General features: G+C 66.2%; 26 protein-coding genes and 1 other RNA gene. 16 read left to right on the forward strand and 11 right to left on the reverse strand.

Translation table 11 applies throughout. The features are described 5' to 3' along the window. The first annotated feature begins 67 nt into the window (after nucleotides 1–67). Both EDF74_RS04630 and EDF74_RS04635 read left to right on the forward strand, forming a co-directional pair. A complete protein-coding gene (locus EDF74_RS04630) occupies nucleotides 68–1483 on the forward strand; it encodes a cryptochrome/photolyase family protein (protein ID WP_123728986.1) in 1416 nt (471 codons plus the stop codon). 151 nt (nucleotides 1484–1634) lie between these two features. Further along, nucleotides 1635–2330, forward strand: coding sequence for an OmpA family protein (locus tag EDF74_RS04635; RefSeq protein ID WP_123728987.1), 696 nt, complete (start codon nucleotides 1635–1637; stop codon nucleotides 2328–2330). 224 nt (nucleotides 2331–2554) lie between these two features. On the opposite strand, the gene EDF74_RS04640 is transcribed toward EDF74_RS04635, so the two are convergent. Further along, a complete protein-coding gene (locus EDF74_RS04640) occupies nucleotides 2555–3577 on the reverse strand; it encodes a LysR family transcriptional regulator (protein WP_121041912.1) in 1023 nt (340 codons plus the stop codon). 366 nt (nucleotides 3578–3943) lie between these two features. On the opposite strand from EDF74_RS04640, the gene EDF74_RS04650 reads away from it, so the two are divergent. From EDF74_RS04650 to EDF74_RS04675, 6 genes are all read left to right on the forward strand, one after another. Then, nucleotides 3944–4717 carry an SDR family NAD(P)-dependent oxidoreductase gene (locus EDF74_RS04650; protein ID WP_123728989.1) on the forward strand — a complete coding sequence of 258 codons (774 nt, stop codon included), beginning with the start codon at nucleotides 3944–3946 and terminating at the stop codon, nucleotides 4715–4717. Between the two features lie 93 nt (nucleotides 4718–4810). After that, the gene (locus tag EDF74_RS04655) at nucleotides 4811–6025 is read left to right on the forward strand and encodes an efflux RND transporter periplasmic adaptor subunit (RefSeq protein WP_123728990.1); all 1215 of its coding nucleotides are present in this window, start codon (nucleotides 4811–4813) and stop codon (nucleotides 6023–6025) included. A 160-nt stretch (nucleotides 6026–6185) separates the two neighbouring features. Continuing rightward, nucleotides 6186–9356 (forward strand): efflux RND transporter permease subunit, encoded by a 3171-nt coding sequence (locus EDF74_RS04660; protein ID WP_123728991.1) that lies wholly within the window; start codon nucleotides 6186–6188, stop codon nucleotides 9354–9356. A 25-nt stretch (nucleotides 9357–9381) separates the two neighbouring features. Continuing rightward, entirely contained in the window at nucleotides 9382–10119 is a 738-nt protein-coding gene (locus tag EDF74_RS04665) for an SDR family oxidoreductase (RefSeq protein WP_123728992.1), read from the forward strand. After that, nucleotides 10113–11543, forward strand: a complete 1431-nt coding sequence (locus tag EDF74_RS04670) for an efflux transporter outer membrane subunit (protein ID WP_123728993.1) — start codon at nucleotides 10113–10115, stop codon at nucleotides 11541–11543. Before EDF74_RS04665 ends, EDF74_RS04670 begins: the two co-directional genes overlap by 7 nt. A gap of 160 nt (nucleotides 11544–11703) precedes the next feature. Next, nucleotides 11704–11976, forward strand: a complete 273-nt coding sequence (locus tag EDF74_RS04675; RefSeq protein WP_123728994.1) for a hypothetical protein — start codon at nucleotides 11704–11706, stop codon at nucleotides 11974–11976. Nucleotides 11977–12057: 81 nt separating this feature from the next. Here EDF74_RS04675 and EDF74_RS04680 read toward each other — a convergent pair whose 3' ends face one another. The 3 genes from EDF74_RS04680 to EDF74_RS04690 all read right to left on the reverse strand — a co-directional run bounded on the left by EDF74_RS04680 (nucleotide 12058) and on the right by EDF74_RS04690 (nucleotide 14163). After that, nucleotides 12058–12930 (reverse strand): endonuclease/exonuclease/phosphatase family protein, encoded by an 873-nt coding sequence (locus EDF74_RS04680; protein WP_123728995.1) that lies wholly within the window; start codon nucleotides 12928–12930, stop codon nucleotides 12058–12060. A 98-nt stretch (nucleotides 12931–13028) separates the two neighbouring features. After that, on the reverse strand, nucleotides 13029–13697 hold the full coding sequence (locus EDF74_RS04685) for a hypothetical protein (RefSeq protein WP_123728996.1): 669 nt from the start codon (nucleotides 13695–13697) through the stop codon (nucleotides 13029–13031). A 55-nt stretch (nucleotides 13698–13752) separates the two neighbouring features. Further along, nucleotides 13753–14163, reverse strand: a complete 411-nt coding sequence (locus EDF74_RS04690) for a g-type lysozyme inhibitor (protein WP_123728997.1) — start codon at nucleotides 14161–14163, stop codon at nucleotides 13753–13755. Nucleotides 14164–14434: 271 nt separating this feature from the next. Here EDF74_RS04690 and EDF74_RS18190 point away from each other — a divergent pair, with 271 nt between their 5' ends. Both EDF74_RS18190 and EDF74_RS04695 read left to right on the forward strand, forming a co-directional pair. Then, entirely contained in the window at nucleotides 14435–14602 is a 168-nt protein-coding gene (locus EDF74_RS18190) for a hypothetical protein (protein WP_184997064.1), read from the forward strand. Nucleotides 14603–14729: 127 nt separating this feature from the next. After that, a complete protein-coding gene (locus tag EDF74_RS04695; protein ID WP_260232182.1) occupies nucleotides 14730–15065 on the forward strand; it encodes a hypothetical protein in 336 nt (111 codons plus the stop codon). Nucleotides 15066–15069: 4 nt separating this feature from the next. Here EDF74_RS04695 and EDF74_RS04700 read toward each other — a convergent pair whose 3' ends face one another. After that, nucleotides 15070–15312 carry a hypothetical protein gene (locus EDF74_RS04700; RefSeq protein WP_123728999.1) on the reverse strand — a complete coding sequence of 81 codons (243 nt, stop codon included), beginning with the start codon at nucleotides 15310–15312 and terminating at the stop codon, nucleotides 15070–15072. A gap of 238 nt (nucleotides 15313–15550) precedes the next feature. Here EDF74_RS04700 and EDF74_RS04705 point away from each other — a divergent pair, with 238 nt between their 5' ends. The 3 genes from EDF74_RS04705 to EDF74_RS04715 are packed head-to-tail and all read left to right on the forward strand — an operon-like array spanning nucleotide 15551 to nucleotide 17979. Continuing rightward, entirely contained in the window at nucleotides 15551–17056 is a 1506-nt protein-coding gene (locus EDF74_RS04705) for an MFS transporter (RefSeq protein ID WP_123729000.1), read from the forward strand. A 4-nt stretch (nucleotides 17057–17060) separates the two neighbouring features. Next, entirely contained in the window at nucleotides 17061–17612 is a 552-nt protein-coding gene (locus EDF74_RS04710) for a TetR/AcrR family transcriptional regulator (RefSeq protein WP_123729001.1), read from the forward strand. Nucleotides 17613–17667: 55 nt separating this feature from the next. Next, nucleotides 17668–17979, forward strand: coding sequence for a hypothetical protein (locus tag EDF74_RS04715; protein ID WP_123729002.1), 312 nt, complete (start codon nucleotides 17668–17670; stop codon nucleotides 17977–17979). Between the two features lie 104 nt (nucleotides 17980–18083). Here the strand turns inward: EDF74_RS04715 and ssrA are convergent. The 4 genes from ssrA to smpB form a co-directional block, all read right to left on the reverse strand. Next, nucleotides 18084–18486, reverse strand: a transfer-messenger RNA (tmRNA) gene (gene ssrA / locus EDF74_RS04720). Nucleotides 18487–18593: 107 nt separating this feature from the next. Further along, the gene (locus tag EDF74_RS04725; RefSeq protein WP_123729003.1) at nucleotides 18594–18947 is read right to left on the reverse strand and encodes a hypothetical protein; all 354 of its coding nucleotides are present in this window, start codon (nucleotides 18945–18947) and stop codon (nucleotides 18594–18596) included. Nucleotides 18948–19118: 171 nt separating this feature from the next. Then, nucleotides 19119–19547 carry a GNAT family N-acetyltransferase gene (locus EDF74_RS04730; RefSeq protein WP_123729004.1) on the reverse strand — a complete coding sequence of 143 codons (429 nt, stop codon included), beginning with the start codon at nucleotides 19545–19547 and terminating at the stop codon, nucleotides 19119–19121. Further along, nucleotides 19547–20050 (reverse strand): SsrA-binding protein SmpB, encoded by a 504-nt coding sequence (smpB, locus tag EDF74_RS04735; protein ID WP_123729005.1) that lies wholly within the window; start codon nucleotides 20048–20050, stop codon nucleotides 19547–19549. Before smpB ends, EDF74_RS04730 begins: the two co-directional genes overlap by 1 nt. Nucleotides 20051–20107: 57 nt before the next feature. Here smpB and EDF74_RS04740 point away from each other — a divergent pair, with 57 nt between their 5' ends. Together EDF74_RS04740 and EDF74_RS04745 are read left to right on the forward strand one after the other, a co-directional pair. Then, entirely contained in the window at nucleotides 20108–20536 is a 429-nt protein-coding gene (locus tag EDF74_RS04740; protein WP_026069778.1) for a type II toxin-antitoxin system RatA family toxin, read from the forward strand. Between the two features lie 3 nt (nucleotides 20537–20539). Further along, nucleotides 20540–20800 (forward strand): RnfH family protein, encoded by a 261-nt coding sequence (locus EDF74_RS04745; protein WP_123729006.1) that lies wholly within the window; start codon nucleotides 20540–20542, stop codon nucleotides 20798–20800. 16 nt (nucleotides 20801–20816) lie between these two features. Here EDF74_RS04745 and EDF74_RS04750 read toward each other — a convergent pair whose 3' ends face one another. After that, on the reverse strand, nucleotides 20817–21209 hold the full coding sequence (locus EDF74_RS04750; protein WP_123729007.1) for an outer membrane protein assembly factor BamE: 393 nt from the start codon (nucleotides 21207–21209) through the stop codon (nucleotides 20817–20819). Between the two features lie 104 nt (nucleotides 21210–21313). On the opposite strand from EDF74_RS04750, the gene fur reads away from it, so the two are divergent. Next, the gene (fur, locus tag EDF74_RS04755) at nucleotides 21314–21721 is read left to right on the forward strand and encodes a ferric iron uptake transcriptional regulator (RefSeq protein ID WP_070470227.1); all 408 of its coding nucleotides are present in this window, start codon (nucleotides 21314–21316) and stop codon (nucleotides 21719–21721) included. Between the two features lie 114 nt (nucleotides 21722–21835). Here fur and recN read toward each other — a convergent pair whose 3' ends face one another. Beyond that, nucleotides 21836–23497, reverse strand: a complete 1662-nt coding sequence (recN, locus tag EDF74_RS04760) for a DNA repair protein RecN (RefSeq protein ID WP_123729008.1) — start codon at nucleotides 23495–23497, stop codon at nucleotides 21836–21838. Between the last annotated feature and the right edge of the window lie 22 nt (nucleotides 23498–23519).

The following is a 23519-nucleotide window of genomic DNA, read 5'->3' on the forward strand; positions in this document are numbered from 1 at the left end:
CGCGATCGCTGCCTCTCCTTCACCTGCACTGGCTATCATTGCCCTTCGAATCTTCCGGGGTAGTCTCGTGTCGGTAGCGTTGGTGTGGTTTCGCCGTGACCTGCGGTTGCAGGACAACCCGGCCCTGCAGGCCGCTCTGGATGCCGGCCATGTGCCGGTGCCGGTCTACATCCACGCGCCACACGAAGAAGGCGACTGGGCGCCCGGTGGCGCGTCGAACACCTGGCTGCATCGCTCGTTGGCCGCGCTCGACACGGACCTCCGCGAGCGCGGCTCGTCGCTGGTGCTGCGCCAAGGCGACAGTCAGGCACAGCTGCAGCAGCTGATCGAGCAGACCGGTGCGGTCGCGGTGTACTGGAACCGCAAGTACGAGCCGGCCACGCAGCCGCGCGATGCGAAAATCAAACGGGAGCTGCGCGAGCAGGGCATCGAGGCCGAAAGCCACAACGGCAGCCTGATGTTCGAACCGTGGGACGTAGCGACCCAGCAGGGCGGGCCGTACAAGGTGTTCACCCCGTTCTGGCGCAATGCGCTGACCCGTCTGCAGTTGCCGGCCCCGACCCGCTTGCCCGAGCGGCTGCCCGCGCACAGCGCCAGCGGCGAGAGTCTCGACACGCTTGGCCTGGCACCGTCGATTCCGTGGGATCGACAGTTCTGGGACCATTGGCAACCGGGCGAGGCGGGCGCGCACGAGGCGCTGACCGTCTTCATCGATGGGGCGCTCAACGGCTATCGCGAGCAGCGTGATCTACCAGACCGGGTCGGCACCTCGCTGCTGTCGCCGCACCTGCATTTTGGCGAGATCGCCCCGTGGCAGATCGCGCGCCGGCTGCAGGGCGAGCGCAGTGCCAGCCGCGATGCCGATATCGACGGCTACATCCGCGAGCTGGGCTGGCGCGAGTTCTCCTACCACCTGCTGCATCACTTCCCGCAGACCCCGGAGCACAACCTCAATCCACGCTTCGATCAGTTCCAGTGGGCCACACCGGACCCGGCGGCATTGCAGGCGTGGCAGCAGGGCCGCACCGGCATCCCGATCGTTGATGCCGGCCTGCGCGAGCTGTGGGCCACCGGCTACATGCACAACCGCGTGCGCATGATCGTCGCCAGCTACCTGTGCAAGCACATGCGCCAGCATTGGCGCGAAGGTGCACGCTGGTTCTGGGACACGCTGGTCGATGCAGACCTGGCCAACAACACCATGGGCTGGCAATGGGTTGCCGGCACCGGTGCGGATGCGGCGCCGTACTTCCGGATTTTCAACCCGGTCACGCAGTCGCAGAAGTTCGACCCGCAAGCGCGCTACATCGCGCGCTGGGTGCCGGAACTGGAAGCGCTTCCGTTGAAGGCACGCTTCGCACCGTGGCAATCGCCGCAGTTGCTGGCCGAGCTCGCACCGGGCTACCCGGCATTGCCACTGGTGGATCTGAGCGAGGGTCGGGATGCCGCGTTGGCAGCGTATCGGCATACCGGCGGGGCGTGACCGGCGTCCCGGAAAGGTCGCTTTCGCCGTAACCGTTTACCTGAACAGGGAGCTGCCGGGCGTGCCATTCATCATGCCGGCATCGCGTTCGGCTGTTTATGCTCTTCACCGCCCGCACGCCGGCGCCGTCCGGTAACCAAGGAGAAACCTCATGATTCGACCCGCAACCCGCAACGTGGCCTTGGCCCTGATGACTGCTGCCGCCCTGACGGCCTGCGCCACCGGTGGCTCCTACGTGCAGAGTGACCAGTACGGCAACCCCGTCGAACAGCAGAACCGTACCGGCCGCAATGCCCTGATCGGTACCGCCGTCGGCGTCGCTGCCGGCCTGCTCAGCGGCAACAGCGCCACCGAACGCCGCCAGCACGCCATGATCGGTGCCGGTATCGGTGCACTCAGCGGCGCGGCCGTGGGCCAGTACCAGGACCGCCAGGAACGCGCGCTGCGCGAACGTACCGCCAACACCGGTATCGACGTCTCCCGTAATGGCGACAACCTGGTCCTGAACCTGCCGGACGGCATCACCTTCGATTTCGGCAAGTCCACGCTGAAGCCGCAGTTCTACGGTTCGCTCAACGGCGTGGCCAGCACGCTGGCCGAGTACAACCAGACCATCATCGAAGTGGTCGGCCACACCGACAGCATCGGCAGCGACGCGGTCAACAACCGCCTGTCCAAGGAACGCGCCGACTCCGTCGCCGCCTACCTGGCCGGCCAGGGTGTGCAGCGCGCCCGCATTGAGACCCTGGGTGCCGGCAAGGCCTACCCGATTGCCGACAACAACACCGATGCCGGCCGCGCGCAGAACCGCCGCGTCGAGATCCGTGTGATTCCCTTGCAGCAATAACAGCGCGCCAGCGCGCTGTTATTGCGTGTTGCGAGCCCAGGTTCGCAACACGAAAATGCCGCCCTTACAGGCGGCATTTTTTGTAGGTACCGGCCGCTGGCCGGTACGCCCGGAACAACTCCGTCCGCTCGCACACCCACACGACCGCACCGCCCAAACGACAACGCCGCCCAAGGGCGGCGTTGTCGTTCATACGGCACTTCGCTGATGAAGCATCGACAGCATTACCCCGCGGTCACCGTCTCCAGAATCCGCTTCCCGGCCGCCTGCAGCTCCGTTTCCACCTGGGTCTGCTGCTGCTTGGCCAGCTTCGCGGCCGGGCACTGGGCCAGCATGTAGTTGGCGTCGAAGTTCATCTTCTCGACCAGGAAATCGACGAACGCGCGCACCTTTGGCGAGACCAGCCGGCCGCCTGCGAACACCGCGTTGAAGTCCACTTCCGGCCCGGTCCAGCCGGCGAGCACGCGGCGCACCATCCCCGATTCAACGAACGGCTTGGCCATCACGTCACCGGTCAACAGCAACCCTTCGCCGCACACCAGTGCACCGTTCAACGCGGACGGATCATTGGCCACCAGCAGCGGATTCACCGGGAAATCGAGCAGCTCGCCCCCGTTCTCGCCCAACTGCCAGAAGAAGCGGTTGTTGTTGAGGTTGCGCGCTTTGCGCATGGCCAGGATGCGGTGGAACTGCAGCTCATCCGGATGCAGCGGCTCGCCGTAGCGTTCGATGTAGGCCGGGCTGGCGAATACCTGCGTGCGCAGGCTGCCAAGCTTGCGTGCGACCAGGTTGGAGTCGGGCAGGGTGCCCACGCGCAGCGCAAGATCCGCTTCACCGGCGATCAGGTCGAGCTTCTCGTTGCCAAGATGCATGTCCAGCTGGATTTCCGGGTACTGCGCATGGAACTGGCCGAGCAGCGGTGCAATCCAGGTGATGCCGATCGAGTAGGGCACGGTGAAGCGCAGCCAGCCGCGCGGGCCGGACTGCAGCTGGTTGACCGCGCCTTCGGCTTCTTCGAGCTCCCGTGCGATGCGCTGGCAATGCTCGTGATAGACCGAGCCCGCTTCGGTAAGGCCGAGGCGGCGGGTGGTCCGGTGCAGCAGGCGCGCGCCGAGGCGCGTTTCCAGTTCCTGCACTTTGCGGCTGACCGTCGTCTTGGGCAGCCCCAGAGCAGTGGCGGCGGCAATGAAACTGCCTTGCTCGACCACTTTGACGAAGATCAGCGTGTCGTTGAGATCGTGGGCCATGACGGGATCCAAGGTCGGGGGAGGAGAGAGTGCCGCAAATGATTGTGCCGGGCACGGGATGATTATTCCCCTAAATCCGGACTAATCAAGGGGGAGTTTGAGGACTAATCTGGCGCCATTCCAGATATGAAGGACGACAACCATGTGGTTGCGGAACATTCTTGGCCGCCTGCGTAGCGGCCCAAACGCCCCGCTGGACCTGGCGCTGACCGTGGAACCCCGCTTGGGGTCCCTGTCCCGCAAGGCTTTCCGGGAATTCACGCCGCCTGCCAACATGCAGCGTGGCGGCAGCATTCGCCTTGGCGCCCGTGGCGGTGACCGACTGGGCCGAATTGGGATTATCCCGGCGACGGGAGTGAAAGTCCCATGAATGGGACATTGGCCCCCGAAGTGCTGGTGCTCGGTGGCACCGGCAGCGTGGGCCAGGGCATCGTGGCTGCGCTGCTGGAGGCCGGAAGCCCCGTGCTGGTGGTCGGCCGCGATCCCGCACGGCTGACCGCGCTGCAGGAGCAGTTCGCCGATGAGCCCGGGCTGGAAGTGCTGCTCGGCTCGTTGGGCGATGACGGCTCGGCGCGCACCGTGGCCCAGCGCCTGGCCGGGCGTCGGCGCACGCTGGCGGCCGTGGTCGATGCGATGGGCGGCCCGTACAACCGCGGCCGCGTGACCGACCGCAGCGGCGATGCGCTGCTGCAGGCGCTGCAGGCCGATGTGATGCCACATGTGCACGCCGGTCGGCATCTGCTGCCGCTGCTGCGTGGTGGCGCGCAGACGCGACGCTATGTGCTCGTCGGCGGCCCGGCCGGGTTCAAGCCGTGGGCCGGGCACGGTGAATCTTCCATCACCATGTCGGCCACGCGCATGTACGCGCAGGTGCTCCACCAGGAAGCCCAGGCGCTGGGCGTGCGCGCGCAGATGCTGGAAGTGTCCGACCCGGTCTGTACTCCCGCCAATGCAGCCAAAGCCTGCATCGAATGGCCGAGCGCGCTGCTGGTCGGCCGTCGCGTGGTCTCCCTGCTCGACAACTGCGCCGACAACCGCGCCATCGTCCGCTGCGACGCGCGAGATGCCGAACTGCCGCGCGGACTGCTGCATCTGGATTGGCCTCCCTCGCTGTCGCGCAACACCGCCGGCACCGCTTGACCTTCACCTAGGTTCAGGTCCCAGGCTACGCCCCCACGTCGCCCCGTCTCTTCGATTTCCCTGTATCACCACCCCTACGTACGGATGCATGTCATGACTTCTTCCTCTTCCACCCCGCACCGTTTCACCCGACGGCTGGCCCTGGCCGGCGTGTCGATTCTTGCCGCCGCGGTGCTGACCGCCTGCAGCGGCAGCCATGCTGAAGAAGCCGGCATTCCGCCGCCGCCCTCGGTCAGTGCCGCCCCGGTCCTGGTCAAGCAGGTCAGCCAATGGGACGACTTCAGCGGCCGCGTCGAAGCGGTCGAAAGCGTTGAACTGCGCCCGCGTGTCTCCGGCTACATCGACAAGGTCAACTATGTCGAAGGCCAGGAGGTCAAGAAGGGCGATGTGCTGTTCACCATCGATGCCCGCAGCTACCGCGCCGAACTGGACCGCGCCACCGCCGAGCTCAACCGCGCGCGCACCCAGGCCCAGGTGAGCCGCAGCGAAGCCGACCGTGCCCGCCGCCTCTCCGACCAGCAGGCGATCTCCACCGAGACCTGGGAACAGCGCCGTGCCGTGTCCGAGCAGGCCCTGGCGCAGGTGCAGGCCGCTCAGGCGGCTGTCGATGCGGCCCGCTTGAACATGGAGTTCACCCAGGTGCGCGCACCGATCAACGGCCGCGCCGGTCGCGCGATGGTGACCGCCGGCAACCTCGTCACCGCCGGCGACAGTGCCAGCGTGCTGACCACGCTGGTCTCGCTGGACAAGGTGCATGTGTACTTCGATGCCGATGAAGGCACCTTCCTGCGCTACGCCCAGATGGCGCGCAAGGGTGAACGCCCGAGCGAGCGCGACAGCGAACTGCCGGTGAAGGTCGGCCTGTCCGGTGAGGAGGGCTTCCCGCACGAAGGCAAGGTCGACTTTCTGGACAACCAGGTGACCCGCAGCACCGGCACCATCCGCGTCCGCGCGCTGCTGGACAATGCCGACCGCGCCTTCACCCCGGGCCTGTTCGCCCGCGTGCAGCTGCTCGGCAGCGGCCAGTTCCAGGCCATGCTGATCGATGACAAGGCCGTGCTGACCGATCAGGACCGCAAGTTCGTTTACGTGGTCGACAAGGACAACAAGGCACAGCGCCGCGATATCGAACTCGGTCGCACGGCCGACGGCCTGCGCATTGTCGAGCAGGGCCTGAAGGCTGGTGACCGCGTGATCATCGACGGCGTGCAGAAAGTCTTCATGCCCGGCATGCCGGTCCAGGCCAAGGCGGTTGCGATGCAGCCGGTTGCCGCACCGGTAGCCGCGCCGGCTGTTGCAAAGAATTGAAGGGCTGCCGACTGACCGTCGGTTCTACATAGCAGCCGACCAACGGTCGGCTCTACCGTGACTGCCATCGCCCCGTGCAGGGGAACCCGCCACCGCTGTCGCCTGCGACAGCGGCCGGGGTCGTGCACGCCGGCGCTGGTGAAACCCCAGGAATCCACCCATGGACTTTTCCCGTTTTTTCATTGACAGGCCGATCTTCGCGGCGGTGCTGTCGATCGTGATCTTCGCCGCCGGCCTGATCGCGATTCCCATGCTGCCGATCAGCGAGTACCCCGAAGTGGTGCCGCCCTCGGTGGTGGTGCGCACGGTGTACCCGGGCGCCAACCCCAAGGTGATTGCTGAAACCGTGGCCACACCACTGGAAGAAGCGATCAACGGCGTGGAGGACATGATGTACATCAAGTCCGTCGCCGGCTCCGACGGCGTGCTGCAGATGACCGTGACCTTCCGCCCGGGCACCGACCCGGACGAAGCCGCGGTCAAGGTGCAGAACCGTGTGGCCCAGGCGCAGGCGCGCCTGCCTGAAGACGTGCGCCGCCAGGGTGTGTCCACCCAGAAGCAGTCGCCGACCTTCCTGATGGTGGTTCACCTGACCTCGCCGGACGGCAAGTACGACTCGCTGTACCTGCGCAACTACGCGCGCCTGCACGTCAAGGATTCCCTGGCACGCCTGCAGGGCGTCGGCGATGCACAGATGTTCGGTGGCGGTGACTACGCGATGCGTGCGTGGCTGGACCCGGACAAGATCGCCGCCCGTGGCCTGACCGCCAGCGACGTGGTGCGCGCGATGCGCGAGCAGAACGTGCAGGTCTCGGCCGGCCAGCTCGGCGCCGAACCGATGCCGAGCAGCGACTTCCTGACCCTGATCAACGCCCAGGGTCGCCTGCGCAGCGAGCAGGAGTTCCGCGACATCGTGCTCAAGGCCGGTGACGACGGTGAAGTGGTGCGCCTGTCCGATGTCGCCCGCCTGGAACTGGGCGCCGGTGACTACACGCTGCGCTCGCAGCTGGACGGCAAGAACGCGGTCGGCATCGGTATCTTCCAGGCCCCGGGTGCCAACGCGCTGGAGATCCGTGACTCGGTGATCCATACGATGGACGAGCTGACCAAGCAGTTCCCGGCCGGCGTGAAGTACGAAGCGGTGTATGACACCACCATCTTCGTGCGTGACTCGGTCAAGGCCGTGGTTTCCACGCTGCTGGAAGCGATCGCGCTGGTGGTGCTGGTGGTGATCCTGTTCCTGCAGACCTGGCGCGCCTCGATCATTCCGTTGATCGCCGTGCCGGTGTCCATCGTGGGTACGTTCGCGGCGCTGTACGTGCTGGGCTTCTCGATCAACACCTTGACCCTGTTCGGGCTGGTGCTGGCGATCGGCATCGTGGTCGATGACGCGATCGTGGTGGTGGAGAACGTCGAGCGCAACATCGAAGAAGGCCTGACCCCGCTGGCCGCTGCGCACCAGGCGATGCGTGAAGTGTCCGGGCCGATCGTGGCGATCGCGCTGGTGCTGTGCGCGGTGTTCGTGCCGATGGCGTTCCTGTCGGGCGTGACCGGTGCGTTCTACAAGCAGTTCGCCGTCACCATCGCGATCTCGACCGTGATCTCGGCGATCAACTCGCTGACCCTGTCGCCGGCGCTGGCCGCACGCCTGCTCAAGCCGCACGGTGCACCGAAGGATGGCCTGACCCGTCTGATCGATCGTCTGTTCGGCTGGATCTTCCGTCCGTTCAACCGCTTCTTCAAGACCAGCTCGGAGAAGTACCACGGTTCGGTCGGCCGCCTGCTGGGCCGCCGTGGCCTGGTGTTCGTGGTCTACGCGGGCCTGCTGCTGGCCACCGGTCTGATGTTCAAGGCGGTGCCGGCCGGCTTCATCCCGACCCAGGACAAGCTGTACCTGATCGCCGGTGTGAAGCTGCCGGAAGGCTCCTCGATCGCACGGACCGACGCCATGCTGGCCAAGGTCGCCGAGATCGCGCGCAACACCGATGGCGTGGCGCACACGATCCAGTTCCCGGGTCTGAACGCGCTGCAGTTCACCAATACACCCAACACCGGTGTGGCGTTTGTTCCGCTCAAGCCGTTCAGTGAACGCAAGGGCCGCACCGCCGCGCAGATCAATGCCGAGATCAACGCCAAGATCGCCGGGCTGCAGGAGGGCTTCGCGTTCTCCATGATGCCGCCGCCGATCCTCGGCCTGGGCAACGGCAATGGCTACCAGATGTTCATCCAGGACCGTGGCAACCTCGGTTACGGCGCACTGCAGACCGCGGTGAGCACGATGCAGGGTGCCGTCGCGCAGACCCCGGGCATGGCGTTCCCGATCACCAGTTACCAGGCCAACGTGCCGCAGCTGGATGCCGAAGTGGACCGCGTCAAGGCCAAGGCCCAGGGCGTGGAACTGACCGAGTTGTTCGACACCCTGCAGACTTACCTGGGCTCGTCGTACGTAAATGACTTCAACCAGTTCGGTCGTACCTGGCAGGTGATTGCCCAGGCCGACGGCCAGTTCCGTGACAGCGTGGAAGACATCGGTCGCCTGCGTACCCGCAACAACCGTGGCGAGATGGTGCCGATCGGCTCGATGGTCACCGTGAAGGAAACCTACGGTCCGGATCCGGTGCTGCGCTTCAACGGTTACCCGGCGGCCGATCTGGCCGGCGAAGCCGACCCGCGCATGCTGTCCTCGGCCGAGGCCATGGCCAAGCTGACCGAGATCGCCGGGCAGGTGCTGCCGGTGGGCATGCAGACCGAGTGGACCGACCTGAGCTACCAGCAGGCCACCCAGGGCAAGGCCGCCTTCATCGTGTTCCCGGTAGCGATCCTGCTGGCGTTCCTGGTGCTGGCTGCGCTGTATGAAAGCTGGTCGCTGCCGCTGGCGGTGATCCTGATTGTCCCCATGACCCTGCTGTCTGCGTTGTTCGGCGTATGGATGACGGGCGGTGACAACAACGTGTTCGTGCAGGTCGGCCTGGTGGTGCTGATGGGCCTGGCATGCAAGAACGCCATCCTGATCGTCGAGTTCGCCCGAGAACTGGAAATGGGCGGCAAGGGCATCGTGGAGGCTGCACTGGAAGCGTGCCGCCTGCGTCTGCGCCCGATCGTGATGACCTCCATCGCGTTCATCGCCGGCACCATCCCGCTGGTGATCTCGCATGGCGCCGGTGCGGAAGTCCGCTCGGTGACCGGTATCACGGTGTTCGCCGGCATGTTGGGCGTCACCCTGTTCGGCCTGTTCCTGACCCCGGTGTTCTACGTGGCCCTGCGCAAGTTCGTCAGCCGCAATGGCGGCGGGCAGCTGGTGACCCACGGCGAACCGACCATCCACCACTGATTCCTTCCCCCGCGAGGTTTTTCCTATGAATACCGCTACCCAAAAGATCGCCCTGGTCACCGGTGCCACCCGCGGCATCGGCCTGGAAACCGTCCGTCAGCTGGCCCAGGCCGGCGTGCATACGCTGCTGGCCGGGCGCAAGCGCGACGTCGCCGTGGACGAGGCGCTGAAGCTGCAGGCCGAGGGTCTGCCGGTGGAAGCGATCCAGCTCGACGTCGGTGATGCCGCCAGCATCGCCGCCGCCGTGCAGACCGTGACCGAGCGTCATGGCCGTCTGGACATCCTGGTCAACAACGCCGGCATCCTGCTCGACGACATCAAGCTGGCCCCCTCGGCGCAGACCCTGCAGACCTGGCGCGATACCTTCGACACCAACGTGTTCGCGGTGATCGCTGTCACCCAGGCGTTCCTGCCGCTGCTCAACGCCTCGCCGGCTGGCCGCATCGTCAACGTGTCCAGCATCCTGGGCTCGCTGACCCTGCACAGCCAGCCGGGCTCGCCGATCTACGGCTTCGCGGTGCCGGCCTACAACGCCTCCAAGAGCGCGGTGAATGCCTGGACCGTGCAGCTGGCCTATGAGCTGCGCGAGAGCACCACCAAGGTCAACACCGTGCATCCGGGCTACGTCAAAACCGACATGAACGGTGGCGAGGGTGAGATCGAAATCAGCGAAGGCGCGCGTTCCAGCGTCGGCATGGCACTGATCGATGCCGATGGCCCGAACGGCAGCTTCACCTACCTCGGCGAGGTGCTGCCATGGTGATCCGCCTGTTGACCGCGGCCGTGACCAGCGCGCTGCTGGCCGGCTGCGTCAGCGTCGGCCCCAACTACCAGGCGCCGCCGGCCGAGCCGGTGACCCTGCAGGGCGCCGCCGCGCCGGTGTTCACCACCACCTCGCCGGTGGCGAGCTGGTGGGCCCAGTTCGACGACCCGGTGCTGGAGCAGCTGGTGCACGAAGCACTGGGCACCAACCTGGACCTGCGCATCGCGATGTCGCGCGTGCGCGAGGCCCGCGCGGTGTTTGTCGAGCAGCGCCTGGACCAGTTGCCCCACGTGACCAGCGGCGGCAGCTACGACCGTCGCAAGCAGCCCGATGCAACGGTGGGTGGCGAGCGTGTCTTCAGCGAAAGCTATCAGCTCGGCTTCGATGCCGGCTGGGAACTGGATCTGTTCGGCCGCCAGCGCCGTGCCGCCGAAGCAGCGCGCGCGGACCTGGGCGCCGAGCAGGACAACCTCGCCGATGCACAGGTCACCGTCGCCGCCGAAGTGGCCCGCAACTACTTCGAACTGCGTGGTACCCAGAAGCGCATCGCGGTGGCAAAACGCACGCTGGTCAACCTGCGCGACACTCAGAAACTCACCGAAACCCGGTGGGAACTGGGCGCCGGCAGCGAACTGGATGTGCAGAGCAGCCGCGCGCGTCTGAAGGCGATCGAGGCCGACATCCCGCTGCTGGAAGTGGCCGAAGTGCAGTCGCGTCATCGCTTGGCGGTGCTGCTGGGCCAGCGCCCGGATGCACTGGACAGCCTGCTGCAGCCGCGCGAGATGCGGCCGTACGCCAAGGCGTTGCCGCTCGGTGACACCACCGATCTGCTGCGTCAGCGCGCCGATGTGCGCGTGGCCGAGCGTCGGCTGGCTGCGGCGACCGCGCGCGTTGGCGTGGCCACGGCTGACCTGTTCCCACGGATCAGTCTGAGCGGGTTTGTCGGGTTCCTGTCCGGTGATGCCAGTGGCCTGGTCAACGGCAGCAACAAGGCATGGTCGGTCACCCCGTCGATCAGCTGGGCCGCGTTCGATTTCGGCACGGTGAAAGCCCGGTTGCGCGCGAGCAAGGCGCAGGCCGACGGTGCCGCGGCCGAGTACGAAAAGGCCGTGCTGCTGGCACTGGAAGACACCGAGAACGCACTGACGCGTTACGCCAAGCAGCAGGCCCGCCTGGCGATCGTCGCCGAGCAGGCCCAGGCGGCAGGGCGCGCCGAGGAGTTGGCGCAGATCCGCTTCCGCGAGGGCTCGGAAGACTTCCTGACCCTGTTGGACGCACAGCGCACGCAGCTGGCTGCAAATGATGCGCTCGCCGAGGCCGAATCCACGGTCAACGTCAGCGTGGTCGGTGTGTACAAGGCCTTGGGTGGTTGGGGCCAGCAGCAGGATGCGGCCAACACCCCGGTCGCTGTCACGCAACGCTGACCGGCGCGTGGGTCAGGGGGCGGCGAGGGCGCCGTCCCGACAGCAAGAAAGGCAACAGCCGTCACATCCGCTGCGCAGTGCGTCGCGGTTGACGGCTTTGCCTCTGCACGGTTTCTGCGCACGGTGCTAAAAGCGTGGGTCGTTTTCTGGAGTGGCCCGCATGCAACCCAATCCGTGGCGTTCTGTCCGCCTGCATCTGCACGACCCGGGACCTGCATCCGGCGCGGGACTTTCCCGTGGCGTGATCGCGCTGTTGGTGGTGGCGATTCTTGCGGTGGTCACGGGATTCTGTTGCCTGACCGAAGGTCTGTTCGAGATCGGCCTGATCGCCACCGGTGTGTTCATCGCCATCGGCGCGCGGATCTGCCAGGCACGTGAGCAGCACCAAGCGCTGTACCGGCTGCTGCAGCAGATCGATGAGCGGCAGACGTGATGCGGTGATGGACGCGCATGGCCGCCGGGCGGCCATGCTGAAGCCGATGGACGGTGCTGTGACCGCCCATCGCGCGTTTCCTTACTTGCCCGTCGTCGTGCCCGCGGGGAACCGGAGTTCCGCCTGCACCGGGTAATGATCCGACGGCAATACGCCACCGGGCTTCTGGTCCAGCGTGCTGAAGCTGTCCACGCTGAAGCCGCGCACCAGGATCCAGTCCAGCTCCACCGTGGGCTTGCCGGTGAAATCATGGAAGGTCAGGCGCGGGCCATCGACCTTGCCAGCGAGTTTGCGAGCATCGCCCAACGCGGCGGTAAAGGCTGTGTAGGTGTCGCTGCCCGGCTCGCTATTGAAATCGCCGGTCACGACCACCGGGATGTCCTTGGGCAGTGCAGCCAGACGGGAGACGATCAGCTTGGCACCGAGCACGCGGCGTGGCTCATCCTCATCGCGGTAGGGCAGGTGGGTGTTGAACAGATAGAAACGCTGGCCGTCGGCCTGACGCTGGAACAGCGCCCAGGTCACCATGCGCGGGAACAGGTTGCCCCAGGTGATGCTGCCCGGCACGTCCGGTGTATCGGAGAGCCAGAAGTCGCCTGATTCGATCACCTTCAGGCGCGTCTTGTCGTACAGCACGCCCATGTGTTCATCGCCACTGCCGCCGCGCCGGTCCCTGCCGAACAGGGTATAGCCGGGCAGGTGCGAGACCAGATAGTCGCCCTGTTTTTTGACCAGTTCCTGGGTGCCGATGACCTCGGGCTTCTGCTCGCGGATCAGCGTGACCATCGCATCGCGGCGGTCTTCCCAGCGCTTGCCCGGATCGGTGTCGGCCGGTGTGCGTACGTTGAACGACATCACCTTCAACGCATCCGGTGCCTGCGCCCAGGCGCTGCCCAGCGGGGCGGCGAGCATCATCAGGGCCAGCAGCGCGGGCCGATGGAAACGAGACAGCATGTGGAATCCCTCCATTCCATGAAAACGTTCCCAAAGGGTCGCATGGAAGGGCGGGGGAAGGATATGCGGGACATGGCGGTTGGTCGGCAGTGGCGCCCTCAGCTCGAGAGCAGGATCACGCCGATCGTCATGTTGATCGCAGCGCCGAGTACCAGTACCCACAGGGTGGAGAGGATCGTGTTGAGCCACGAGCGCTGCAGCGCGACTTTCAGCCACCCGGCCTGGACCACCGCATACCACAGCGCGGCAAGCACGCCGACCGCGATGCCCAGCGTGGTCGACAGCTGGCCCGGCAGCCGCACGAACACCATGCTGGTGGACAGGGCCACCGCGAACGGTGCGGTCAGGTAGCACTGCATGAAAAACGGACGGCGCAGCGACTCGCGGGTCATCGGCACGTGCTTGCGCCGCAGCAGGTGCGTGGTGGTCACCAGCGGCCAGATCGCGAAGGTGATCGAGCGGTACAGCAGCAGGCTCTCTTCATTGCCGAAGATCGAGCGCGACAGTGCCCCGGTGCCAACCACCTGCTGGTGCAGCATCAGCTCCACCCCGTGCGCGACCAGCACCGCCAGCATCAGGAACATCGGCGGGCTGATCGCGTCGTCGAACTGGCGCTCCAGCTTTTCCTTCAGCTCGGTATCCACGTACTGGGCCATCCGACGCGGAGACACGATCACGCGGTACAGCGTGCGTGGGAAAAACAGGAACCAGGTGCACAGCTCGTAGAGGAACTCTTCCAGCGACCGTAGCAGTTTGAGGAAGTCCATCCCGGGGTCCTTGCGAGGGGGAAGCCAGCACCGCCGAGGATACCCGGGACAGGGCTCAGCGGATCGCGACCGTCAGGCTGTGCGGTGCCTTTTCGTTGCGACGCGCCTGGGCACGCATCTGGTAGACCTGCACGACATAGGTGCCGGTGGTCGGCAAGGTGCCGCTCCAGCGTCGCTTCTCGTCGTTGCTGCCCAGTGCCTCACCCTGGCCGGGCGTCACGCCGGGGGCAAACACATTGAAGTTGGCGTTGGGACTGCCGTCGATCGTCACCGCCATGGTCTGGCCGGCCCGTGCGGCGATGGTGTACCGAACGGTGTCATAGCCGGACACCGTGCCGCGCAGGGTGGCGCTGCTGGCGCCCTTGGTGAAGTGCACGGGCGTGGTGGTGACCTTGTCCGCTGCGGTGGCCAGCATCGGCGTCAGGGCGAGCAGGGTGGTCAGCAGCAGCGAGCGGAGCGGCGTCATGGCATGTCCTTGGTGGCCCCCGACCGGGGCGTTTCGTCACGAGCATGAGCGCGATCCGATCAAGGAATTGTCGAGGATCTCCACTTCACTGCCGACGGGTGATGAACGCAATGTGCTCTATCGGTGCCGTTTCCCAGTGTGTTCTGAATTGTTTACGCAGGTGCCCGGCGCGTGCATGCACAAGCGCCCATCACGCACACATGGGTAACGCCGGCAGGCCTAGCGTGGATTCACCGGCACCACTTCGATGCCGAACACCGGAGATACGGCAATGGCCAACACCCCGAACCCGCAGCAGGGTCAGAATGATCCGCAGCGCAACGCCCCGCAGCAGGGCCAGCAGGAGCAGCGCGATCGCGATGCCCAGAAGCAGCAGCAACAGCAGGACCAGGATCAGCAGGGCCAGCGCTCGGGCCAGCAGAGCGACCAGGAAGAATAAAGCGGGTCCGCACGCACCGTGGCCCGGCCGGGTTGGCCGGGCCGTTTGTGTTGCCGTCAGCGAGAAAGCAACGCGTGTTACTGAACGTCTTCCAGCGCTCGCCCGGCTGACCGGCTACCATGCCCGCATGAGCATCCCCGTACCAGATAGCAGCGTGCCGCGCCTGCTGGGTTTTGACGTCCCGACATTGCAGACCATTGTCGATCACGGCGCGGATGAGGCCATTGTCGCCATGCTCGATGTTGTGCCCGATGCCCACTGGTTGAAGCTGTTCGACGAACGGGTGGCCGCGCTGAAGGGCGAACTCGGGCTGGCCGGTGTCGAACTCGACGGCACCTCGATTCTGTTCTTCGGCTCCATCTCGGACAGCCGCCGCCTGGCGACCGCCGTGTCGGCCCTGATCAATGCCATCAACATGGAAGTGGCCGGCCACACCGATCCGTTCCAGCCGACGGCGCCCTAGCTCCTCACGAATCGATACGGCACGCGCGCAGCAGCGCACTGTCACTCAGGGCCGCATCTGCCGTGCGATACGGAGCCGGGCAGGTGCCGCGGATCTCGGTCACCCACATCACCATCATGCCGACGATGCGATGGGCCTCGGCAGGCCATTGCGCGATCAGTCGATCGTGGATCGCGTCATACGCCGCCCATCGCTCGGCGGCCGACACCCCGCCTGCCCAGCACTGCGCCAACTCGGCCTGCGCCATTCGAAAAGCGTCTTTCTGTCCGTCCATAGCGTTCCCCCGACACAATCCATACCGGGCAGGCGCCTGCCTGCCCGGGTGAGCCCCCTGCAATGAGGTAAACGCAGTTGGGGCGGCGCAGCGGCCAGCGCGCAGCGCGCAGAAGGTGCGTCGCCACAGGCTGAACGCGTCGGCGGTACACGGGTCAAACATAACAGGACGTCCTGTATAGTTACGATCCCGTTGACCCTCCTGACGCCCCATGACCCCGACCAAGACCCAGCGCTGGAGCCTGTTGCTCACCGTAGCCGCCGGCCTGTTGCTGATCACCCTCGACAACTCCGTGCTGTACACCGCCTTGCCCACGCTGACCAAGGAACTGGGCGCGACCCCGCTGCAGGGCCTGTGGATCATCAACGCTTATCCCCTGGTGATGGCTGGCCTGCTGCTGGGTGCCGGTACGCTGGGCGATCGCCTGGGGCACCGCCGCATGTTCCTGATCGGCCTGGCGATCTTCGGCATCGCCTCGCTGCTGGCCGCGTTCGCGCCGGATGCCAATCTGCTGATCGCTGCTCGCGCGCTGTTGGCCGTGGGTGCAGCGGCGATGATGCCGGCCACGCTGGCGCTGATCAGCCTGACCTTCGAGGACGAACGCGAGCGCAACCTGGCCATCGCGGTGTGGGGCTGTATCTCCATCATCGGCAGCGCCATCGGCCCGATCGTCGGCGGCGTGCTGCTGGCGCACTTCTGGTGGGGCGCGGTGTTCCTGATCAATGTGCCGATCGTGCTGCTGGCCATGGTCGGGGCGGTGCTGTTCGCGCCGCACGGCACGCCCGATGCAGGCAAGCCGTGGGATCTGATCTCCTCGCTGCTCAGCCTGGTCGCCTTGTCCGGGCTGGTGGTGGCGATCAAGGAGGTCGCGCATGCGCCGCCGAACGGGGTGCTGGCAGCCGGCGCGGCGCTGATCTTCGTTGTCGGTCTGGTACTGTTCCTGCGTCGCCAGCGCCGCCTGCCGTATCCGATGCTCGACGTGGCCATCTTCCGCAATGCGCCGTTCCTGGCCGGCGTGCTCTCGGCGGCGTTCGCGATGTTCGCCATCGCCGGCCTGCAACTGCTGACCACCCAGCGCTTCCAGCTGGTCGCCGACTACACCCCCTTGCAGGCGGGCCTGCTGGTGTCCGTGGTGGCGATCGGGTGCCTGCCCAGCGCCATTTTCGGCGGCATGTTCCTGCACCGCGTCGGGCTGTTGCCGTTGATCACCGGCGGGCTGGGCGTGGGCACCGCCGGTGTGGTGCTGGTCGCGGCCACCTTTGGCGGCCACCTTGGCTGGACCCTCGCCGGGCTGCTGCTGACCGGGCTGGGCATGGGCGCCACCATCTCCGTGGCTTCCACCGCGATCATCGGCAACGTTCCCCCGCACCGCGCCGGCATGGCGTCGTCGGTGGAGGAGGTGTCCTATGAGTTCGGGAGCCTGTTCGCGGTGTCCCTGCTGGGCAGCCTGATCGCCGCGCTGTACTCGGCCACCGTGACGCTGCCGGACGGCGTGGACGCCGGTGCGGGCCAGAGCATCCAGCAGGCGCTTGCACTGGCCGCACAACCTGGCGGCGACGCCGGGTGGCTGTCAGCGGCCAGCACCGCGTACGACGCCAGCTACGTTTGGGTACTGTATGTGATTGCCGGGGTGCTGCTGGTCGGCACCGTCACCACCGGCGTACTGCTGCGCCGCCATGGCCCCGGCACGGCCACCACCGTCTCCCACGCCCACTGAGCCCATGCGCCCGAGCAACCGAACCAACATCCTGGATGCCGCCGTCCGCGTGATCGAACGCGACGGCATCACCGCGCTCACTTTCGAAGCGGTCGCCACCGAATCCGGCATCGCCCGGGGCGGGTTGCTGTACCACTTCCCCTCGCGCGATGCGCTGCTGCAGGGCATCCACCAGCACCTGGCCGGCGTGTGGGAGGCGAGCATGATCGATGCGGCCGGCAAGCCGGGCGAGGCCGCGGCTGCGACTGAACGCTACCAGGCCTACGCACTCACCTGTGCCCAGACCGCGAGCCGGGCCGAGCTGCAGCTGATGTTCGATGCAGCCGCCACCGACGAGAACATGCAGCCCTGGACCACGGTGGTGGAGCGTTGGTCGCCGCCCACGCCGCAGGACCTGAGCGACCCGGCCGCGCTGGACCTGTTCATCGCTAAGCTCGCCGCCGACGGCATGTGGGTGTTCGAAGCGCTATCGCGCTCGCGGCTGGCGCCGGAGGTGCGGCAGGCCATCGCCGACCGGCTGGCGCGGATGATTGCCGCCGCCTCAAAGACAGCGTGATGCCCGCCATGCGGGTACCCTTGGCGGTTCACTTCTTGAACGACGGGAACGCCTGATGGATTACCAGCTTGTGATCAAGTTCTGGCGAAAGTCGCTGGACGACGAGGCCTTTCTGGCCACGCTGGAGGCCGAGCTGACCACCGCGCTCGGCAAGGCTGCCACGCTGGACGGCTACGACGTCAGCGCGAAAGAGATCAACCTTTTCATGTTCACGGCGGATCCGCGCCCGACGTTCCGGAAGACCAAGGACGTGCTGGAAGCGATGGGCGTGCTGCACAGTGTGTCGGCGGCGTACCGGCTGGTGGGTGGTGCGCAGTTCACTTCGGTGTGGCCGCTGCGGATGGCGCGGAAATTCACGTTGCCGTGATGGGCTGAGCGGCTGTCTTGCTGGCGGAAGACGGGCACAAAAAAGGCCGGGACCTTCGATTTCTCTAGGGTTCCAGCCTTTGATGCACCGTCGAAACGGCTATATGGTGGAGGTGGGCGGAATTGAACCGCCGTCCGAAGGCACTCCATCCCCGGTACTACATGCTTAGCTCACCGTTGAATCTCATCCTGTGGCAGCACGGTGTGCAAAGCGCACCCCAGGACCAGCCTGCTTTAGTTAAGTCGTGACTGACAGGCAGCCATCACAACCGGTTCCGTGATAATGACCCTACATCTACGAGCACGGGCACAAGTAGGTTCGGGGGTTCGCCTAAGGCGGCTGTAGAACTAAACGCTAAAGCTGTTTTTAGGCAGCGATTGCGAAGTCGTTCGAACCGTAGTTGTCGTCGTTGGCAACTAAAAGTTTGCTGCTGGATTAACGAGGAAAGCTGCCCCCTCGGCATGCACCAAGTAACTTCACAACCCCCGTCGAAACCAATGCACCCCCGGTTTCTTCAAGAACCGCACTTCATCCGGAGAACAGCACCGGAGCTCTACTTGACGGACTGGATGCTACTCCAATCCAGCTGAACAGTCACCTTGCCCGCCAAGGACTTACTTCTGCAGCTGGCGGCGGCTGTCGGCCTTGTGGCGGGCCTTTTCCTTCTTCAGGCGGTTGTGCTCGTTGCGCACGGTCATGGCCTGCTTCTTGGCCTGCGGCTCAACCCGGGCCATCAGCGATTCCACCTGGGCCACCAGGCGGCGGTGCTCCAGACTGTCGTAGCTCTGGGTTTCCGAGGCAACACGCTTGGCATTGCGGATCAGGTAGGTCAGCACCTTGAGCAGCGCGGCCGGGTCCATGGCGCGGGCGAGTTCGTCAAAGATGAACTCCAGCGCCGCCACGTCGGCGCGCAGGGTGGTCAATTCGTCCGCCGCCTGTGCGGGTGCCGGGGTAGTTTCAAGAGTCACGCGCGGATCCTTTCCGTATCAATGCGGGGATTCTGACAGCTGTGCGGGGTTGGCGGGGAAAGATCGTTTCCGTGCGGGGGGCGCGGGGGGGGCAGGCGAGGCGGACGTCCGGCCGGTAAGGCCGCCTGCCGATGGTGCCGGGGCGCAGCACTGGCGGCTGTCAGGCAGGGGCTACAGCCGCTTGCGCAGATACATGCGCTGATGACCAGGCGGAAAATCCTGCAGCCGGCCGAACACTTCATAGTCCTGCTTGAGATAGAAGCCCTCGGCCTGCCAGGAGAAGGTATCCAGCGTCACGGCGTGCGCGCCGAGCGCGCGGGCCTGCTGCTCGGCCTCGGCCAGCAGGGCCCGGCCCAGTCCTTCGCCACGGCGGGTATCGTCGACCCAGAGCGCATGCACCATCAGCCAGCCGCCACAGACATCGGCGGCGATCCCGGCCACGACCTGGCCGGCGTCATCGTGGATCACCCGGTTGACCGGGTGATCGTCCAGCGCATCACCACAGGCGGCCTGGTTGAAGGCCAACAGGCCGGCGAACACCGCGCGGGTGCCCTCGGCGCTGGCGGGCTGGATAACCGGGGCGGGCGACGCCGGCGCCATCAGGCGTCGCGGTTGTGCCGGCGCATGGTGCGCGACTTCTCGCGCGCCCAGTCGCGGTCCTTCTCGGCATCGCGCTTGTCGTGGGTCTGCTTGCCCTTGGCCAGCGCGATCTCGAGCTTGATGTTGTTCTTGCTCCAGTACATCGCGGTCGGCACGATCGTGTAGCCATCGCGCTGCACCTTGCCGATCAGCTTGTCGATCTCGCTGCGATGCAGAAGCAGCTTCCGCTCGCGACGGTCGTTGGCCACCATGTGGGAGGAGGCCTGGATCAACGGGGTGATCTGCGCGCCGATCAGGAAGATCTCGCCATCGCGCACGTAGGCGTAGGCATCGATGATGTTGCCGCGCCCGGCACGGATCGACTTGACCTCCCAGCCCTGCAGGGCCAGGCCGGCTTCGAAGCGATCCTCGATGTGGTACTCGTGACGGGCACGCTTGTTGAGCGCGATGGTTTTGTTGGCCGTCGCGCCCTTTGCTTTATCCTTGCCGCTGTTCTTGCTCATTTCCCTATTGTCTCCGATTCGGGCACGCCCGGTCGATTCATCCGACATCTGTATCGCATGCCAACTATCCGACGTAGTGCCCTGGTCGAACATTCGGCTGCCCGTATGTTCGACCTGGTCAATGATATTGACGCCTATCCGCGCCGCTTCCGCTGGTGTTCGGCCTCGCAGATCCTGGAGTCCGGCCCGGACCGACTGGTCGCGCGCCTGGACCTGGGCTTTGGGTCGTTCTCGACCTGGTTCATGACCGAGAACACGCTGCAGCGCCCGCACAGCATTGATATGCAGCTCAAGGACGGGCCGTTCAAGCGCCTGCACGGGCGCTGGGAGTTCCACGCGCTGGCCGAGGACGCCTGCAAGGTCACGCTGACGCTGGAGTTCGAACCGACCTCACGCCTGCTGGGTCCGGCTTTGGCGCTGGGTTTCCAGGGGCTGGCCGACCGCATGGTGAATGATTTCGTCCGCGTCGCCGACGCTCAGGACTGAGTCGTGATCACGGTCGAGGTGGTGCTGGCCTGGCCCGATCGGGCCGATACCCGGCGTTTGACCTTGCCTGAGGGGGCCACGGTCGCCGATGCCATTGAAGCGGCGGCCATTGACGGCAGCGCGCAATGCCCGGCCGTGGCCGTGCATGGCCTGCTGGCCAGGCCGGATCAGATGTTGCGCGAGGGCGACCGGGTCGAGCTGCTGCGTCCGCTGCTGGCCGACCCGAAAGACAACCGCCGCCGGCGCGCACGCGCCGGCAGCTGAGTGAAGAAGGCGGGCCTCAGCGGCCACGCTTCTTCTTGTCCTTGGGCAGGTTGCGGCCGAACTGGCGCAGCGTGCTGCGGGCCAGCTCGGCGTCGTCGCTGGCGAAGTACTCGCCGTCCCAACGGGTGACTGCGTCGTTTTCGAAGTAGACGGTGAAGTTCTTCACTTCCGTCTTGCCCACGCGGTTGACGCGCTGGCTGGCGGTGTAGTCCCAGCGCTGGGCGTGGAACGGGTCCGCGATGGAGGGCGTACCAAGCAGGGCACCAACCTGCTGCTTGCTCTGGCCCACCTGCAGCTGACCGACGGCCTGCTCCCGGATCAGGTTGCCCTGATAGATGGGTTGCTTGTAAATGATGCCGCAGCCCGTGGTGGACAGGGCAACGGCGGCGACCAGCAGGAGATTGCGCATCGGGGAATGGCGTTTGGGGAAATCGAGTCGATGATACACTCCTGACGTGTCGCCGCGACCCAATCCGAGGCAGCTGGCGCTAAATCGCCAATGAACGGAGAAGTATGGAAACCCACGACCTGCGCAAAGTCGGCCTCAAGGTGACCCATCCGCGTATGCGGATCCTGGCGCTGCTCGAGCAGCGCAATGCCAGCCACCACATGACCGCCGAAGACATCTACCGCCAGCTCCTGGAGCACGGCGACGAGATCGGCCTGGCCACGGTGTACCGGGTGCTGACCCAGTTCGAGGCCGCCGGCCTGGTGCTGAAGCACAACTTCGAAGGCGGTCAGGCCGTCTACGAGCTGGACCGCGGCGGTCACCACGACCACATGGTCGATGTGGACAGCGGCAAGATCATCGAGTTCGAAAGCCACGAGATCGAGGAGCTGCAGCGCAAGATCGCGGCCGACCACGGCTACGAGCTGGAAGAGCACTCGCTGGTGCTGTACGTCCGCAAGAAGCGTCGGTAACGGCCTGCAGGGCGCCCGCATGCGATCAAAAAACCCCGGGCGTGCCCGGGGTTTTTGTTTTCAGGGTGAGGCACCGGTTCGGGCGGGGCGCCGGCCAGCGGCCGGCACTACCTGTCACACCTGGAGCAGCTTGCGCGCCGCGGCCCGGGCTTCCTTGCTGACTTCCACGCCGCCCAGCATCCGGGCGAGCTCTTCCTCGCGGGCCTTGGTATCGAGCTTCTCGACTGCACTCTGGGTCATGCCGTCCACCGGCGCCTTGCTGACCCGGTAGTGGGCGTGGCCCTTGGAGGCGACCTGGGGAAGATGGGTGACGCACAGCACCTGACGCTTCTCGCCCAAGGCGCGCAGCTTCTGCCCGACGATGTCGGCCACGGCGCCACCGATGCCCGAATCGACTTCGTCGAAGACCATGGTCGGCACCGCATCCAGGCCCAGCGCGGCGACTTCGATCGCCAGCGAGATACGGGACAGCTCACCACCCGAGGCGACCTTGCGCAGGGCGCGCGGCGGCTGGCCGGCGTTGGCGGCGACCAGGAACTCGACCCGCTCGGCGCCGTTCGGGTCCGGCTTGACCGCGGTCTGCGGCTCGATATCGATCAGGAACTGACCGCCGCCCATGCCCAGCTCGCCGATCAGGGTGGTGGTGGTGTCCGACAGGGCCTTGGCGGCCTTCCGGCGGCTGGCGCTGAGCACCTCGGCCACGGTCTTCCACTGGCCGGCGGCACGGTCGATCTCGCCGGCCAGGGCCTGCAGGCGCTCGTCGGCACCGCGCAGCTGCTCGACTTCGGCTTCCATCGCGTCGCAGTGCTCGCCCAGCGCTTCCATCGGCACGCGGTGCTTGCGGGCGAGGTCGTGCAGGCGGCCGAGACGGCGCTCGATATCCTCGAACTGCTCCGGGTCGGCATCCAGGTCGTCATGCACGCGGTCGAGCAGGGACAACGCTTCGTCCAGCTGGATGGCGGCGCTGTCGAGCAGGGCATCGACCTCGCCGAGCCGGCTGTCGTGTTCGGCCACGCGGGCCAGGTCATGGCGGGTCTGCTGCAGCAGCTGCAGGACCGAGACCTCGTCATCCCCATTGAGGCGGCTCACCGCCACGTCGCAGGCGCCGATCAGCGCGCTGGCATGGGCCTGGCGGCGGTGGCTGCTGCCCAGGGTGGCGATCGAGGCCGGGTCCAGGTCTTCGCGCTTGAGCTCGCTGAGCTGGTGCTCCAGATAGCCGATCCGGTCGCTCACGTCGCCCTGGCGCGACAGCGCCTCGGCTTCATCGACCAGCGTCTGCCAGCGTGCCGCGGTCTGGCGGACCTGGGCGCGCTCGGCGTCGTTGCGGGCGAAGGCATCCAGCAGCGAGAGCTGCGAGGGGCGCGAGAGCAGGGCCTGCTGTTCGTGCTGGCCGTGGATTTCGACCAGCATGCTGGCCAGCTCGGTCAGCTGGGTCAGCGTCACCGGGCGGCCGTTGATGAAGGCGCGCGAGCCACCGTCGGCGCGGATCACCCGTCGCAACTGGCACTGTTCTTCGTCGTCGAGCTCGTTGTCGCGCAGCCATTGGCGGGCCGGGGCATCGGCCAGCGGCGCGAATTCAGCCGAGAGCTCGGCGCGCGCGGCGCCGTGGCGGACCACGCCGCTGTCGGCGCGCAGCCCGGACAAAAAGCCCAGCGCGTCCACCATCAGCGACTTGCCCGCGCCGGTTTCACCTGAGACCACGGTCATGCCGGCGCCGAATTCCAGCTCGGTGGCGCGGACGACCGCGAAATCCTTGATCGATAGATGTCTAAGCATGGTCTACGTTGTACACGAGGGG

The sequence above is a fragment of the Stenotrophomonas rhizophila genome (assembly GCF_003751305.1).
Lineage (GTDB): Bacteria > Pseudomonadota > Gammaproteobacteria > Xanthomonadales > Xanthomonadaceae > Stenotrophomonas > Stenotrophomonas rhizophila_B.